The organism is Pseudomonas fluorescens (assembly GCF_001307155.1).
GTDB lineage: Bacteria > Pseudomonadota > Gammaproteobacteria > Pseudomonadales > Pseudomonadaceae > Aquipseudomonas > Aquipseudomonas helvetica.
In genome coordinates this window covers 3,159,372-3,174,298 of the sequence record NZ_CP012830.1, presented here as the reverse complement: position 1 = coordinate 3,174,298, position 14,927 = coordinate 3,159,372, and the positions used below count along the sequence as shown (strand labels likewise).

Annotated in this window: 15 protein-coding genes and 4 tRNA genes; 7 read left to right on the top strand and 12 right to left on the bottom strand. The window is 59.6% G+C overall.

Features of this window, described 5'->3' with window-relative positions:
• From AO353_RS14320 to yacG, 3 genes are read left to right on the top strand one after another with little or no spacing between them, the layout of a single operon-like run.
• A complete protein-coding gene (locus tag AO353_RS14320) occupies positions 1 to 873 on the top strand; it encodes a prepilin peptidase (protein ID WP_054595545.1) in 873 nt (290 codons plus the stop codon).
• Positions 870 to 1,493 carry a dephospho-CoA kinase gene (coaE, locus tag AO353_RS14315; protein WP_054595544.1) on the top strand — a complete coding sequence of 208 codons (624 nt, stop codon included), beginning with the start codon at positions 870 to 872 and terminating at the stop codon, positions 1,491 to 1,493. Before AO353_RS14320 ends, coaE begins: the two co-directional genes overlap by 4 nt.
• On the top strand, positions 1,490 to 1,690 hold the full coding sequence (gene yacG, locus AO353_RS14310; protein ID WP_054595543.1) for a DNA gyrase inhibitor YacG: 201 nt from the start codon (positions 1,490 to 1,492) through the stop codon (positions 1,688 to 1,690). The genes coaE and yacG overlap by 4 nt, the downstream gene beginning before the upstream one ends.
• Before the next feature lie 9 nt (positions 1,691 to 1,699).
• On the opposite strand, the gene AO353_RS14305 is transcribed toward yacG, so the two are convergent.
• From AO353_RS14305 to AO353_RS14295, 3 genes are all read right to left on the bottom strand, one after another.
• Positions 1,700 to 1,915: a hypothetical protein gene (locus tag AO353_RS14305; RefSeq protein WP_054595542.1), complete on the bottom strand. Its 216-nt coding sequence runs from the start codon at positions 1,913 to 1,915 to the stop codon at positions 1,700 to 1,702.
• A gap of 63 nt (positions 1,916 to 1,978) precedes the next feature.
• Positions 1,979 to 2,665, bottom strand: coding sequence for an energy-coupling factor ABC transporter permease (locus AO353_RS14300; RefSeq protein WP_054595541.1), 687 nt, complete (start codon positions 2,663 to 2,665; stop codon positions 1,979 to 1,981).
• A 130-nt stretch (positions 2,666 to 2,795) separates the two neighbouring features.
• Positions 2,796 to 3,728 carry a LysR family transcriptional regulator gene (locus AO353_RS14295; RefSeq protein WP_054595540.1) on the bottom strand — a complete coding sequence of 311 codons (933 nt, stop codon included), beginning with the start codon at positions 3,726 to 3,728 and terminating at the stop codon, positions 2,796 to 2,798.
• 121 nt (positions 3,729 to 3,849) lie between these two features.
• Between AO353_RS14295 and AO353_RS14290 the strand changes: the two genes are divergently transcribed.
• Complete coding sequence (locus AO353_RS14290) at positions 3,850 to 4,089, top strand: DUF2790 domain-containing protein (RefSeq protein WP_054595539.1); 240 nt, start codon at positions 3,850 to 3,852, stop codon at positions 4,087 to 4,089.
• A 20-nt stretch (positions 4,090 to 4,109) separates the two neighbouring features.
• On the opposite strand, the gene AO353_RS32150 is transcribed toward AO353_RS14290, so the two are convergent.
• From AO353_RS32150 to AO353_RS14270, 4 genes are all read right to left on the bottom strand, one after another.
• Positions 4,110 to 4,559 carry a methyl-accepting chemotaxis protein gene (locus AO353_RS32150; RefSeq protein ID WP_371917641.1) on the bottom strand — a complete coding sequence of 150 codons (450 nt, stop codon included), beginning with the start codon at positions 4,557 to 4,559 and terminating at the stop codon, positions 4,110 to 4,112.
• A gap of 437 nt (positions 4,560 to 4,996) precedes the next feature.
• Positions 4,997 to 6,265 carry an OprD family porin gene (locus AO353_RS14280; RefSeq protein WP_054595538.1) on the bottom strand — a complete coding sequence of 423 codons (1,269 nt, stop codon included), beginning with the start codon at positions 6,263 to 6,265 and terminating at the stop codon, positions 4,997 to 4,999.
• A 108-nt stretch (positions 6,266 to 6,373) separates the two neighbouring features.
• Positions 6,374 to 7,585, bottom strand: coding sequence for a benzoate/H(+) symporter BenE family transporter (locus AO353_RS14275; RefSeq protein WP_054595537.1), 1,212 nt, complete (start codon positions 7,583 to 7,585; stop codon positions 6,374 to 6,376).
• Between the two features lie 92 nt (positions 7,586 to 7,677).
• Positions 7,678 to 9,021 carry an aromatic acid/H+ symport family MFS transporter gene (locus tag AO353_RS14270; protein ID WP_054595536.1) on the bottom strand — a complete coding sequence of 448 codons (1,344 nt, stop codon included), beginning with the start codon at positions 9,019 to 9,021 and terminating at the stop codon, positions 7,678 to 7,680.
• A 252-nt stretch (positions 9,022 to 9,273) separates the two neighbouring features.
• Here AO353_RS14270 and AO353_RS14265 point away from each other — a divergent pair, with 252 nt between their 5' ends.
• From AO353_RS14265 to AO353_RS14255, 3 genes are all read left to right on the top strand, one after another.
• Positions 9,274 to 9,900 carry a DUF1780 domain-containing protein gene (locus tag AO353_RS14265; protein WP_054595535.1) on the top strand — a complete coding sequence of 209 codons (627 nt, stop codon included), beginning with the start codon at positions 9,274 to 9,276 and terminating at the stop codon, positions 9,898 to 9,900.
• Positions 9,901 to 9,976: 76 nt separating this feature from the next.
• The gene (locus AO353_RS14260; protein ID WP_054595534.1) at positions 9,977 to 10,150 is read left to right on the top strand and encodes a DUF3094 family protein; all 174 of its coding nucleotides are present in this window, start codon (positions 9,977 to 9,979) and stop codon (positions 10,148 to 10,150) included.
• A 60-nt stretch (positions 10,151 to 10,210) separates the two neighbouring features.
• Positions 10,211 to 11,509 (top strand): NAD(P)/FAD-dependent oxidoreductase, encoded by a 1,299-nt coding sequence (locus AO353_RS14255; protein WP_054595533.1) that lies wholly within the window; start codon positions 10,211 to 10,213, stop codon positions 11,507 to 11,509.
• Positions 11,510 to 11,629: 120 nt separating this feature from the next.
• Here the strand turns inward: AO353_RS14255 and AO353_RS14250 are convergent.
• The 5 genes from AO353_RS14250 to clpB form a co-directional block, all read right to left on the bottom strand.
• Positions 11,630 to 11,706: transfer RNA gene (locus tag AO353_RS14250), tRNA-Pro, on the bottom strand.
• 98 nt (positions 11,707 to 11,804) lie between these two features.
• Positions 11,805 to 11,880: transfer RNA gene (locus tag AO353_RS14245), tRNA-Lys, on the bottom strand.
• A gap of 5 nt (positions 11,881 to 11,885) precedes the next feature.
• A tRNA-Pro gene (locus AO353_RS14240) sits at positions 11,886 to 11,962 on the bottom strand.
• A 9-nt stretch (positions 11,963 to 11,971) separates the two neighbouring features.
• A tRNA-Asn gene (locus AO353_RS14235) sits at positions 11,972 to 12,047 on the bottom strand.
• A gap of 296 nt (positions 12,048 to 12,343) precedes the next feature.
• Complete coding sequence (clpB, locus tag AO353_RS14230; RefSeq protein WP_054595532.1) at positions 12,344 to 14,908, bottom strand: ATP-dependent chaperone ClpB; 2,565 nt, start codon at positions 14,906 to 14,908, stop codon at positions 12,344 to 12,346.
• Positions 14,909 to 14,927: the final 19 nt, after the last annotated feature.

The window sequence follows — 14,927 nt, the reverse complement described above, 5'->3', positions numbered from 1 at the left end:
ATGCCCTTGAGTGAATTCATGGCCGGTTACCCACTGGCATTCGTTGTCACTGCGCTAGTGCTTGGGCTGGTGATCGGTAGTTTTCTCAACGTGGTAGTCTGGCGCCTGCCGAAAATGCTTGAGGGCGACTGGCGGCAACAAGCCCTGGATGTACTCGGTTTACCCCCTGAAGCACCGGGCCCGACCTACAACCTGATGTTGCCGCATTCACACTGCCCGCAGTGCGCCCATCGAATCCGCGCCTGGGAAAACATTCCGCTGCTCAGTTACCTGGCACTGCGCGGCCGGTGCTCAAATTGCAAAGCGCCGATCAGCGCCCGCTATCCCTTGACCGAACTGGCCTGCGGCGTGCTGTCGGCGTTTGTCGCCTGGCACTTCGGCTTCGGTTGGACAGCTGCGTGGGTGCTGGTCCTGAGTTGGGGGTTATTGGCGATGTGCCTGATCGACGCCGACCACCAATTGCTGCCGGATGTGCTGGTGTTGCCGTTGTTGTGGCTGGGTCTGATCGTCAACAGCTTCGAGCTTTTCGTGCCTTTGCAGGCGGCGATGTGGGGGGCGGTGGCCGGCTATCTGCTGCTGTGGTCGGTGTATTGGCTGTTCAAACTGATAACCGGCAAGGAAGGTATCGGTCACGGCGACTTCAAGCTCCTGGCGCTGCTCGGTGCCTGGGGCGGTTGGCAGATTCTGCCGCTGACGGTCCTGCTTTCATCGCTGGTGGGTGCTGTGGGGGGAGTGATTTTACTGCGCCTGAAAGATACCAACACCTCGACGCCGATCCCCTTTGGACCCTATCTGGCAATTGCCGGCTGGATTGCCTTGCTCTGGGGTGGTCAAATAACCGGCTTCTATTGGCAGTTTGTCGGTTTCAAATGAATACCCCTGTGGAAAAACCCTGGATTCTCGGTCTGACCGGTGGCATCGGCAGCGGCAAAAGCGCGGCGGCCCAGCACTTCATTGATCTGGGTGTGCACGCGGTGGATGCCGATCATGCCGCGCGCTGGGTGGTCGAACCCGGTCGCCCGGCGCTGGCGCAGATTGCCGAGCACTTCGGTGTCGGCGTGCTGCAAGCCGATGGCCAATTGAATCGCGCGGCACTGCGCAAGCTGATCTTTGAAGTCCCCGAAGAACGCCGCTGGCTCGAAGCGTTGCTGCATCCGCTGATCGCTCAGGAAATCGCCGCTCACCTGGCACGCGCACAATCACCTTATGCGATTCTGGTGTCGCCGCTGTTGATCGAATCCGGGCAGTACAAAATGACCCAGCGAGTGCTGGTGATCGACGCACCGGAACACTTACAGATCGAACGAACCTTGCAGCGCGACCAGACTAGCGAACAGCAGGTCCAGGCGATCCTCAAGGCCCAGTCCAGCCGTCAGGACCGCCTCAGCCATGCCGACGATGTGGTGGTCAACGACCGCGACCTCGCCTGGCTGCACAGCGAGGTCGAACGCCTGCATCACTTTTACCTTACTTTGCGTGGAGGCCAGTCATGAGCCAACCCCCTGTCGTCGAATGTCCAACTTGCGGCGCCCCTGTTGAATGGAGCGCGACCAGCACCTTCCGGCCGTTTTGCTCGGACCGTTGCAAACTGATCGATCTGGGCGCCTGGGCCTCGGAAGAACACAAGATTCCGGTCAGCCCCGACTCTGAAGACGAGTTGTTCTCGGAAGATTTCGACCCGCGCCACTGATCCCGTCCCTCAGGGCCGCATGAACCCGTAGTCCTGGCTGTCGTCGAGATTCTCCGCCAGAAACTGCAACTCATCGGCCAGATCCTCGACACTGCGTACGCCCTTGCTCTGCTGCACCACCGCACTGAGCAAGGCACGCAGGCTCAACCCCGGTTCAAACCCCGCCTCATGCGCCGACTCGAGACTGTTGCGCAATTCCTGCCTTGCCCATTCGTAAACGCTCATGCCACTGCTCCTGAGGATTTTCCAGAGCATGGAATCGCAGCCGATTCGAACATTTGATATGGATCAAGGCTTGTCGTCGTCCTTCCACGGCGCCGACAAATAACGCGTGCGGTTGAAGGTCTCCAGCCACTCGGGACAGAACACCACCAGCGAACTGATCACCATGCCGTTGATAAACGCCTCGGGGAAAATGATCAGCCACAGGTAACCGACAAAATCCTCCAGCCATTCCGGCATCGCAAAACGCTCGTCGAACCACAATAGCCCCAGCGCCGCCAGCAGGCAGAGCAACGCCGAAAGCCCGGCGGCCAAAAAGCCCGAGCAAAAGATATACACAAAGGGATTACGCGGTTGCGCCCGCTCCACCAGGATCGCGCAGCCTTCGGTGACCAGCACCGGCAACAGAATCAGCAACGCACCATTGACCCCCATCGCGGCCAGGTCCTGACGCCCGAGCAGCACCAGCCCCGCCTGCGCCACCAGCCCGCCGACAATCGCCAGCGGCCAGTCCAGCAATAACGTCACCGCCGTCATGCCGATGATGTGATAAGACACGCCGGTGTCGAAGTCCCGTCGCACCAGCCAGAGGACGAACAACGCGAACACCGTACCGAACAGCAAATGCTGACGCCGACTGTCAGTGAACAACTCGACCCACGGTGCTCGGGCAACGGCCCAGATCAGCACTGGCACGTAGATCAGCCAGCCGACCGTGAGGGTTTCGGGCGAGAGCAATGCGGCACCGATCATCGCGGCAGGCACTCCCACGCCCACAACGGCACAAAACCCGGTAACCCTACTGAGCAGACCTTCACTCCAGACTCCTTCCTGAACCGAAACAAGCCTTGAGTCTACACCGCCCTGCGCGCGCCCTCAGATCTCAGGCCCAGTGGCGTGGATCGCTCATCACTGCCTCATGCTCGGCGAACAGGCGCGGTAACTCCGCCTTGAGAAAATCCACCCAGGTTCGGACCTTTGCATCGAGAAAGCGCCGCGACGGGTACAACGCGTAGACATTGCGCTCACGCGGGCGATAGCTCGGCAGCAGGCGCAGCAACGTGCCGTCGCTCAACGGCCGTGTCGCGGTATAAAACGGCAACAGACTGACCCCCATCCCCGCCTCGGAAGCCTTGACCATCGACTCGGCAACATTGCACTGAAAGGTCTTCGCCGGGCTGACGCGGTGCTCACCTTGCGCGTCATGGAACACCCATTGATCGCTGTACAACGGATCCAGCATGCGCAGGCAGCGATGATCGTTCAGGGCCAGCGGCTTGTCTGGCACCCCCTGGCGTTGCAGGTAGTCGGGGGAGGCGCAGGGCACGCTGTAGATCTGCCCGACGACCTGGGCGACAAACTGCGAGTCGGCCAGCTCATGGGCAATCGAAATCACCACGTCATGGCCTCCTTCCAGCGGATCCGGATTGCGTTGCGACAAGGTCAGCTCGAACACCACATCAGGATAGAGTTCGGTGTATCGAGCGATCAGCGGCGTGATCAGCACACCCAGGCCATGCATGCTGTGAACCCGCAACCGACCGCTGGGCTTGAGATGAGCGCCACGCGCTTCGGCCGTGGCCTCTTCCATCTCTTCGAGTATTTGCCGACTGCGCAGCAAAAAGCGCTCGCCGGCCTCGGTCAGGCTCAAACGCCGAGTGGTGCGTTGCAGCAGGCGCGCCTGCACATGTTGCTCCAGATCCGCGACCAGTCGGGACACTTGCGCGGTCGAGAGTTCGAGCGCGTCGGCGGCGGCGGTAAAGCTGCCGCTGTCCACCACGCGGACAAACACCCGCAAGTTATTGAGCAAATCCATAGGCCCTCCTCGGGCACTGACTGTTGCGTTTCACGTAAGGCTGCATCAGGCACTTGCCCCTTTATCGGTAGCGGGCAAGGCATAGACTTCAAGCATCGGAACCCACACGGAGTACACAAAAATGAAAACCTTGATCAGCCTGTTTCTGACCGTTGTCGCCACCTCCGCCATAGCCGCCGGCAACGAACCCGCCACTCCGTACAACCCGGCGCAACCGCTGGACATCGCCAAAGTGGTATCGGTGACAAACACCGCCACCGCCTGCGACGTGGTGCCGGCGACCATGGTCTACATCGATCATCAAGGTCAGACCCATCGCGTGACTTACCAGGTCATGGGCAGCTGCACGAGCGACCTGTGATCGCTGGCTCGCTGCACGACTCAAACGACCATCCGTTTCGCCTGCAAGGCCAGATCATGCAGCCCGGCCAAGCGCGCCATGATGCGCTCGACCACTTCGACCCGGGCCAGCGCACCACTTTGCAGTTCGCCCATCGAGTGCAGCGCCACTTCGGCCTTTTCCAGCCCCAGACGCGTTGAACCGGCCAACTGCTCGATACCTTGGCGCGCATGCTCGGCGGACTGTTCCAGGCCCGTCGCGATCTGCCTGATCTGCGCACTGGAATCCGCCGCCTGACGTGACAGATTGCGCACTTCGTCCGCCACCACCGCAAAGCCTCGACCATGGCTGCCCGCCCGCGCCGCCTCGATGGCTGCGTTCAACGCCAGCAGATTGGTCTGACGGGAAATGTCCTGAATGCTGCCGACAATTGCACCAATGCGCATCGACTGAGCGCCGAGTTCATCGAATACTTGATCGAGACGCTGCATATAGAGGTTCAGGTCCCCCAGCACACTGGCCGAAGACTGCATGCTCAGCGCACTCGCCTTCACCCGCTCACCGGCCGTGCGCGCCAGCTGATTGGCAAAACGCATGTCTTCCTCGGTTTGCAGCACCGACTCGGTCAATTGCTCCAGCGTGAGGTGCACAATCGCACCGGGCCATTCGCGCTCGGGTTGCACTGCCGGGGTCGGGGGCTCGATCAGCTCCACGCTCGGCACGGGAGTTTCAGACTCAAGCGGCAGCGTCACTGTCACCGGTGGCTGTCGACGATACAGCGCCGCAGCGAACAGCAATGCGAGGTTGATCCCTCCAGCCAGCAGCAGCTGCTCGTTATCGCCCCAGGCCAACATCACAGCGCCCACGCCAGCACTCATCAACAGTAAACCCGCACCGATCTTGCGCGGCCCGCGCTCTTGCGCGCCGGTCATAGCAGCGTCCAGGTGTAACTGAGGATCAAGCGGTTTTCGTCGATATCACTGCGGTAGTTGGAACGCGCCACGGCGTTGCGCACGCGTATCCCGAGACCTTTGAGGGTGCCGCTCTGCAGCACATAACCGAGATCGAGATCGCGTTCGCGGTCCTTGCCTTCGAAACCCTTGCCGGTGTCGACGTTGTTGCCGGTGATGTAACGCACAGTGCTGGTCAGCCCCGGCACCCCGAGAGCGGCGAAGTCGTAGTCATAGCGCGCCTGCCAGGAGCGTTCGTCGGTGTAGGCAAACTCGTAGGTCGGCACCTCGTTGCCCAGCGGCGAGATGTTGGCGAAGACTCGTGGGAAGGCACTATCACCATACATCCCCTGATAACCGACATAGAACGTATGGCCGCCATGCTTGGCCGACAGCAAGGAGAAGAACGCCCGGTTGTCGATGTTACCCAGCAATTTTTTGCCGTCCTCATGGGAGTCGTAGTAACCGAGGTTGGCGCCCAGGGTCCAGTCGCCCATCGGTTCGCTATGTTTGAGACCAAGGAAGCGCTGGTTGTAGATATCTTCCAGTTGCCCGTACCAGGCACTGACCGAGGTGCGTTTGTCATTGAAGGCGTAATCGGCGCCCGCAAAGTTGAAGCCGTCACTGCTGGCCTGGCGCTGCGGCACATGACCGAGCATGGCCTGCATCTTTTGCTCGCCGGACTCGTTGCGCAGACTGGTCGAACTCAAATGCCCTGCCTGCAAGGTCAGGCCGCTGATCTCGCTAGAGCTGATGCTCGCCCCTTGGTAGGTCGGCGGCAGCAAGCGAATATCGCTGAAGGCCAGCACCGGCAGGTTGGGTTGCAATTCACCGACCTTCAATTCGGTCTTTGAGTAACGCAGCTTCAACGCACCGGCCAGACGACTGTAATCATCCGCTGCGCGCCCATCACTCTGTACCGGCAACAGCCCGGTATTGACCCGGTCCGGGCTGCTGTCGAGCTTGAGGCCGAGCAAGCCGATGACATCCACACCGACACCGATAGTGCCTTGGGTGTAACCGGATTTGACGTTAAGGATGAAGCCTTGGGCCCACTCTTCGGCCTTCGACTGTTTGTTGGCCCCGACAATGTCGGAAAAGTCCCGGCTGAAGTAGTAATTGCGCGCCTGCAAGGTGGCGCTGGCGTCTTCGATAAAGCCGCCCTCGGCAGCCATCAGGCCACTGGAAAAACCCGAGACGACCGCCAGGGACACCGCTGAACCCAGTGTGGGGAGAATCTGTTTCATCGCTTTTCTCTTATTGTTATTGATCGACAGGTTGGTGTGCGCCACCCGTAGCCTTTCGACGCGGGTGGTGAAGCGCAATAGAGATGTGGAGTACAGTCGCCGACGAACTCAGCGCGCCACCTCCTGCGTATTGCTTGCCTGAGTGACAGTCACGGGACGCCGGACGCTCAACAACAGGTGCGTGAGCATGCCGAAAATCAGCCCCCAGAAAGCGGCGGACAAACCGCACAGCGACATGCCCGACGCAGTAGTGAGAAAGGTCACCAGTGCCGCCTCTCGGTCACCCGGCACCGCCATCGCGCTGGCCAAGGCCCCGGCAATCGCGGCGAATAACGCCAGCCCCGCCAGTGCCGCAATCAGCTCTTTGGGAAAGGCTGAAAACAGCGAAACCAGAGTGGCGCCAAAGATCCCCAACAGCAGGTAACAGAGCCCGCCCACGACCCCGGCGACGTAGCGTTTGCGCGGATCTTCGTGGGCCTCGCGCCCGGTGCAGATGGCCGCGGTAATCGCCGCCAGATTCAGTCCATGACAGCCAAACGGTGCCAATAACGCAGTACCCAGCGCACTGCTGGCAATAATCGGGCTCGCGGACGTGGCGTAACCGCTCGCGCGCAACACCGCCATGCCCGGAACGAACTGCCCGGTCAGCGCCACCATCACCAGCGGCAAGGCGATATTCAGGGTCGCGCTCAGACTGAACACCGGCGTGATCCACACCGGTGTCGCGAAACCGATCACCAACGCTTCGCGGTGCAAGTCACCCGCGAGCAAGGCGATCGAGCAACCGACCAGCAGCACCATCAACACCGCATAACGCGGCATCACCCGCTTGCAGACCAGGTAAGTGGCAAACATCGCCAGCACCAGCACCGGTTTACCCTGCAAGGACACAAACAGCCCGGTACCGAAACTGAACAGAATCCCTGCCAGCATCGCCGCTGCAATGGCTGCAGGCAGTCGGCTGATGATCCGGTCAAAGGCGCCCGACACTCCGACCAGAAATATGATCAGGCTACTGACCAGATAGGCACCTACCGCCTCATGCATGGAAATCCCCGGCAACAGCGCCACCAGCAACGCCGAGCCCGGCGCCGACCACGCAATAATCACCGGCACGCGGTAACGCAGGCTCAAGCCAATCCCCAGCACCGCGCTGCCGATGGAAATCGCCCAGACCCAGGACGACAGCACCTCCCGCGAGAGGTGCGAGGTCTCAGCGGCCTGGAAAATGATCACCAAGGGACCGGCATAGGAAATCACCGTGGCGATAAATCCGGCGACCGCAGCAGACAGGGAAAAGTCGTGGAACAACGCTTTCATGGAACCTCGCCGCAAGACTCATCAGGCGATCCGTGACACAGGGCCGGTCGCTGTTGTTCGGGGACATCAATGGGTTGGCAGGCACGCTGAATTCAGACGCTGGTCGGCACCAGTCTCGAGGCGACGCCTTTGCTGCTGCGTTGGCAGCTGATGGCGAACACGGCCATGGCGATGGCGGCGATCGCCCCCGGCAAGGCGAACGCCATGAAATTCAGTTGCAGCGGCAGACTGATTCCCAGCAACGCACCGCCCAGCAGCGGGCCGACGATGGCCCCGTTGCGGCCGATACCCGAGGCCCAGCCCAAACCGGTGGAACGAATGGCCATGGAGTAAAACTGCGCGGCGCAGGCATACAACAGGATCTGCGAGCCGATCGTGGTGGCACCGGCAATGGCGATCAGCAGGTAGAGCACCGGCGTCGGGCTGTTGAAGCCGAGCAAGGTGATGGATACGGCGGCGATGCTGAAGAACACCGCCAAGACCCTCGGCAGGTTGAGTTTGTCACCCAACACGCCGCCGCCGACCGCGCCGAAGATGGCCCCGAAGTTCAGTACCAGCAGGAATGACAGACTCGAACCCAGGCTATAACCGGCGTTGGCCATCAGTTTCGGCAGCCAGGAGCTCAAGGCATACACCGTCAACAGGCAGCAGAAAAACGCCAGCCACAACATCAACGTGCGCATCGCCCGGCCTTCACGAAACAGCTGTAAAACCGGGGTGCCGCTGCCCTTCACTTCGGTCATGTGCAGTTGATCGGTGGCTTGCGCAACATAAGCCGGGTCAACCCGTTGGAGCACCTTGCGCGCCTGTTCATTGCGACCCTGACGCAGCATGAAACCTACCGACTCGGGCAAGAAACACATGATCAGTGGCAACAGTAGCAACGGCACAATCGCCACATAAAACACCGACTGCCAGCCAAAGCTCGGGATCAGCACGATACCGAGCCCGGCCGAGAGCATGCCGCCCACCGAGTAGCCGCTGAACATGATCGCCACCAGGGTACTGCGGATCTTTTTCGGCGCGTACTCGTTCATCAGCGCCACCACGTTGGGCATCACCCCGCCAATCCCCAGCCCGGCGATGAACCGGCAAATGCCAAATTCAGTAGGGTTGCCGGCAAAACCATTGAGTACGGTAAAACCACTGAAAAGCATCACGCACAGGGTGATGGCTTTTTTGCGGCCGATCCTGTCCGACAGCGGGCCGAAAAACAGCGCCCCGAACATCATGCCAAACAGTGCATAACTGCCTAATGCACCTGCCTGCAGAGGACTCAGCCCCCAGTCCTTCATCAACATCGGCAGCACCACGCCGTAGATCACCAGATCGTAACCATCGAAGATGATGATCAGGGCACACCAGCACAGCACCCTCCAGTGAAAACGGTTGAAGCGTGCGTTGTCGATAACCTCATGTACGTCGATCGTGCGCATGGCATCTTTTCTCTTGTTGTTGTTTTTTTAAGAGCTTCGGTAACGCGGTAAACGTCCGTAAAGCCGAGGGTAGGGACGTCTGGCGCGCGGCAATATCCGCTTTGTGCAGATCGCTATCCGTTTTGTGCAGTGCCCTGGACCGGGCCTTGGAGGAAGATCGCTGGATGCTTGCAACGATGAAGGCTCGGGAAAGTTTTTCCTCTCCGACAAACTGTCTTCTTTGCGATCGCATTTGAACGCTAAGCTTGGCCTATGGATGACTCAGATTATTTGCGCCTGCTGACCATCGCGGCCGAGCAAGCCAACGCGTTCCTTTCCAATGCCCGCAAATGGGAGCGTGAGCGTTGGGTTTGCCAACGCCTGCTGCAAGGCTTGAACATTCCCTACCGCGTCGACGAATTCACCCCCGCCGGTGAGCCGCCGGATGTACTGTTTCGCGAGGCAAATTTCGAGGTGTTCTTCGTGCTCGACGAAGGTCGACGGTTGAATGACGAGTGGCGCGACGAGCTGCAACGCCGGCGCAGTGCATTCTCCCTGAGCCAACTGGTGCGCCGCGAAGCCAAGCCCAGGCGTATTCCAGCCAACGAGTTCTTGCTGAGACTGGCACCGACCTTGCGCAAAAAAGCCCATAACTACAAAGAACGCGGGATGGACCTGGGCGAACTGGACATCATCGCCTTCGCCAGCCTCAAGCGCGAAGTGCTCGACCTCAACAGCCATTTCCCGCCGCCCACCGAATACCTGCGCCAGGGGTGGCGCTCGTTGTCGCTGGTCGGCCCGACCTTCGCTCGAGTGCTGTTCGCTCACCCGGATGCACCGGACTTTTTGCGCGGTAACCTGGGACGCAGCATCCTCTTCGACGTCGGGATCAGCCTGTGAACTCACGACAGCAATTGTTGGCGCCCCCGCTGTAGCTTCTATACATTTAGCAACGTCTACCTGACGAGGCCTTATCATGACCAGCCGCCTGAAACCCGACGACCAGCAGCATGTCGAAGAGTATCTGCAACTGTCGCAGAACCGAGTCGAGCGCCGGCCTTTCCGGCCGTGGATGCTCCTCGTGGTGGTATTGGCAGTGACCATTGGCCTGGGCCTTGTGAGCCGACTTATCAGTTACCTGACGCTATGAGCAGCGTGGCGCTCGCTCGGGTAATTGCACCGATTTCCTTTAGCCTTGCGAGATATCCCCATGACTCATCGTATTGTCATCGTTGGCGGCGGCGCCGGCGGTCTGGAGTTGGCTACCCGTCTGGGTAAGACTCTGGGCAAGCGTGGCACGGCCAGTGTGATGCTGGTCGACGCGAACCTGACGCACATCTGGAAACCGCTGTTACATGAAGTGGCGGCAGGTTCGCTGAACTCTTCCGAAGACGAACTCAACTATGTTGCCCAGGCAAAATGGAACCACTTCGAGTTCCAGCTGGGGCGCATGAGCGGGCTCGATCGCGCACAGAAAAAAATCCAGCTGGCGGCTACCTACGATGAAAATGGCCGGGAACTGGTGCCGGCACGCGAAGTGGCTTACGACTCGCTGGTGATTTCGGTCGGCAGCACCACCAACGATTTCGGCACCCAGGGCGCGGCGCAACACTGCCTGTTCCTCGACACCCGTAAACAGGCCGAGCGCTTCCACCAGCAATTACTCAACCACTACCTGCGCGCCCACGCCGGGCAATCCGATGCGGTGCAACAGATCAGCGTGGCCATCGTCGGCGCGGGTGCCACCGGCGTCGAACTGGCGGCGGAACTGCACAACGCGGCCCACGAACTGGCGGCATACGGCCTGGACCGGATTCTTCCGGAAAACATGCACATCACCCTGATCGAAGCTGGCCCACGGGTGCTGCCTGCCCTGCCGGAGCGGATCGGCGGACCTGTGCATAAAACCCTGGAAAAACTCGGCGTCACGGTGCTGACTAACGCAGCCGTCAGTGAAGTCACCGCCGATGCGCTGATCACTGCCAGCGGCCAGGAGATCAAGGCCAGCCTGAAAGTCTGGGCAGCCGGGATCCGTGCGCCGGGTTTCCTCAAGGATATCGACGGCCTGGAAACCAACCGGATCAACCAGCTGCAAGTGCTGCCGACCCTGCAAACCACCCGCGACGAAAATATCTTTGCTTTCGGTGACTGCGCGGCCTGCCCACAACCGGGCACCGATCGCAACGTGCCGCCACGTGCGCAAGCCGCGCACCAACAAGCCTCGCTGCTGGCCAAATCGTTGAAACTGCGCATCGAAGGCAAGCCGTTGCCGACGTACAAGTACACCGATTACGGCTCCCTGATCTCGCTGTCGCGTTTTTCGGCAGTGGGTAACTTGATGGGCAACCTGACCGGCAGCGTAATGCTCGAAGGCTGGCTGGCGCGGATGTTTTACGTGTCGCTGTACCGCATGCACCAGGTCGCGTTGTACGGCCCGTTCCGCACAGCGATGCTGATGCTCGGCAGCAGGATTGGTCGCGGCACTGAACCGCGGCTCAAGCTGCATTAAGATCCTCTCGTCCGTTAATTGATCGTTCCTACGAGTGCGTGGGAACGATCATTTGTAGCGATACCGGATTTCAGCAGGCAAAAAAAATCCCCGTATCTTTCGATACGAGGATTTTTAATATGGTCGGGGTAAGGGGATTCGAACTCCTGACATCCTGCTCCCAAAGCAGGCGCGCTACCGGACTGCGCTATACCCCGGTAAAAAAAAGGCACCCTTTTAAAAGAGCGCCTTCTTCGATCAGCGCTTTTGGCCTCTGATCTTAAGATTCGATTCCAGCGCTAACTGGTTTCAAAAATGGTGGGTCGTGTGGGATTCGAACCTACGACCAATTGGTTAAAAGCCAACTGCTCTACCAACTGAGCTAACGACCCAAAAATGGTCGGGGTAAGGGGATTCGAACTCCTGACATCCTGCTCCCAAAGCAGGCGCGCTACCGGACTGCGCTATACCCCGGTTTGAAATTGGCTCCGTGACCAGGACTCGAACCTGGGACCCAATGATTAACAGTCATTTGCTCTACCGACTGAGCTATCACGGAACTACATATTTCAATTACAACTGTGAAGCTTGCTTCACCTCTTCGACCCGTTCGCATCGCTGCGTTCGTGTGTCTGAGGCGCGCTATTTTACAATCTTAAGCACCTCTGTCAACCCCCTAAATTGCTTTCAAGACAATGATTTGCAACTTATTTCAGATTTCTCCTTGGGGAGAAGAAACCGCTGGGGTGACTTACTGCGGGGCGCACTTTACAAGCCTTTTCCTTACAGTTCAACACCCTAAGAAAAAAAAGGCCCCGCGATGCGGGGCCTCCTTCATTACCGTGCAGCGAACGGTCAGTTGAAAACGATTTCGTCGTTCGCCACAGTGGCCGTCACAGTGGTGCCCGGCAGGAAGCTGCCGGCCAGAATCAGCTGTGCCAGCGGGTTTTCGATCCAGCGCTGGATCGCTCGTTTGAGCGGCCGTGCGCCATAAACCGGGTCGTAACCCACCGCAATCAACTTATCCAGTGCCTCGCTGCTCAGCGTCAGTTTCAGCTCGCGCTCGGCCAGACGGCTGCGCAGGCGACCCAACTGGATCTCGGTAATGCCGGCAATCTGATCCCGTGCCAATGGCTCGAAGATCACCACTTCGTCGATCCGGTTGATGAACTCCGGACGGAAGTGCGTCGACACTGCATCCATCACCGCAGCACGCTGCGCTTCACGATCACCGACCAGTTCCTGGATCTGCACCGAGCCCAGGTTGGAGGTCATGACGATCACCGTATTGCGGAAATCCACCGTACGCCCATGGCTGTCGGTCAGACGGCCATCTTCCAGCACTTGCAGCAGCACGTTGAACACGTCCGGGTGGGCCTTCTCGACCTCGTCCAGAAGGATCACCGAATACGGCTTGCGACGCACCGCCTCGGTCAGGTAACCGCCCTCCTCATAGCCCACGTAGCCTGGTGGCGCACCGATCAGTCGCGCCACGGAATGTTTCTCCATGAACTCGGACATGTCGATCCGCACCATCGCCTCTTCGGTATCAAAGAGGAATTCGGCCAAGGCTTTGCACAACTCGGTTTTACCGACACCGGTCGGGCCGAGGAACATGAACGAGCCGCTTGGGCGATTCGGGTCGGACAACCCGGCACGCGAACGGCGCACGGCGTTGGCCACCGCCACCACCGCTTCGTTCTGACCGATCACGCGCTGGTGCAACAGGCTTTCCATCTTCAGCAGCTTGTCGCGCTCGCCTTCGAGCATTTTCGACACCGGAATACCGGTCCATTTCGACACGACTTCGGCGATCTCTTCTTCAGTCACCTTGCTGCGCAGCAACTGGTTTTCGCTCTTGCCGTGCTGGTCGACCATTTGCAGGCTGCGTTCCAGATCCGGGATCACCCCGTACTGCAACTCGGCCATGCGGTTTAGGTCGCCTTTGCGGCGGGCAGCTTCCAGTTCCTGACGGGACTGTTCGATTTTCTGCTGGATCTGCGCAGAACCCTGCACTTCGGCTTTTTCCGAATTCCAGATTTCTTCGAGGTCCGAGTACTCGCGCTCGTGACGAACGATTTCTTCCTGAAGCTTTTCAAGACGCTTCTTCGCCGCTTCGTCGCTTTCTTTCTTCAGCGCCTGGGATTCAACCTTCAGTTGAATCAAACGCCGCTCCAGACGATCCAGCACTTCCGGCTTGGAGTCGATCTCCATGCGAATGCGGCTGGCCGCTTCGTCGATCAGGTCGATAGCCTTGTCCGGCAACTGACGGTCGGTAATGTAGCGATGGCTCAACTTGGCCGCCGCAATGATAGCGCCGTCGGTGATCGCCACCTTGTGGTGAACCTCGTAGCGCTCTTTCAGACCACGCAGGATCGCGATGGTGTCTTCTTCGCTCGGTTCATCCACCAAGACCTTCTGGAAGCGCCGCTCAAGGGCCGCATCCTTCTCGATATATTGGCGATACTCGTTGAGCGTGGTGGCGCCGACGCAATGCAGCTCGCCACGGGCCAGGGCCGGTTTGAGCATGTTGCCGGCGTCCATCGAGCCTTCGGCTTTACCGGCGCCGACCATGGTGTGCAGTTCGTCGATGAACAGGATGATCTGGCCTTCCTGCTTCGACAGCTCGTTGAGCAGGGATTTCAGGCGCTCTTCGAACTCGCCACGGTACTTGGCACCGGCAATCAGCGCGCCCATGTCCAGTGACAGCAGGCGTTTGCTTTTCAGGCCATCCGGCACTTCGCCGTTGATGATGCGCTGGGCCAGGCCTTCGGCGATGGCGGTTTTACCCACGCCAGGCTCGCCGATCAGCACCGGGTTGTTCTTGGTGCGACGCTGCAACACCTGGATGGTCCGGCGGATCTCGTCGTCACGACCGATCACCGGGTCGAGCTTGCCTTCTTCGGCGCGCTTGGTCAGGTCAATGGTGTATTTATCCAGCGCCTGACGCGACTCCTCGACGTTGGCGTCATTCACCGCTTCGCCGCCGCGCAGGTTGTTGATCGCGTTTTCCAGGGCTTTCTTGCTGACGCCCTGACCGAGCAGCAACTTGCCAAGCTTGCTGTTCTCGTCCATGGCGGCGAGCAGTACCAGCTCGCTGGAGATGAACTGGTCACCCTTTTGTTGAGCCAGGCGATCCGCCTGGTTGAGCAGACGTGCCAAGTCCTGCGACATGTTTACGTCGCCGGTGGGATTCTGGATTTTTGGTAGACGGTCGAGCTCTTTGCTCAACTCTTTGCGCAGGCTGTTGATGTCAAAACCGACTTGCATCAACAACGGCTTGATCGAGCCGCCCTGCTGCTCCAGCAGCGCTTGCATCAGGTGCGCAGGTTCAATACCCGGATGGTCGAGGCCGACAGCCAGGGATTGGGCGTCGGACAAGGCTAACTGCAACTTACTGGTTAAACGGTCTATACGCATTGGTCACCTTCCTTTGAGC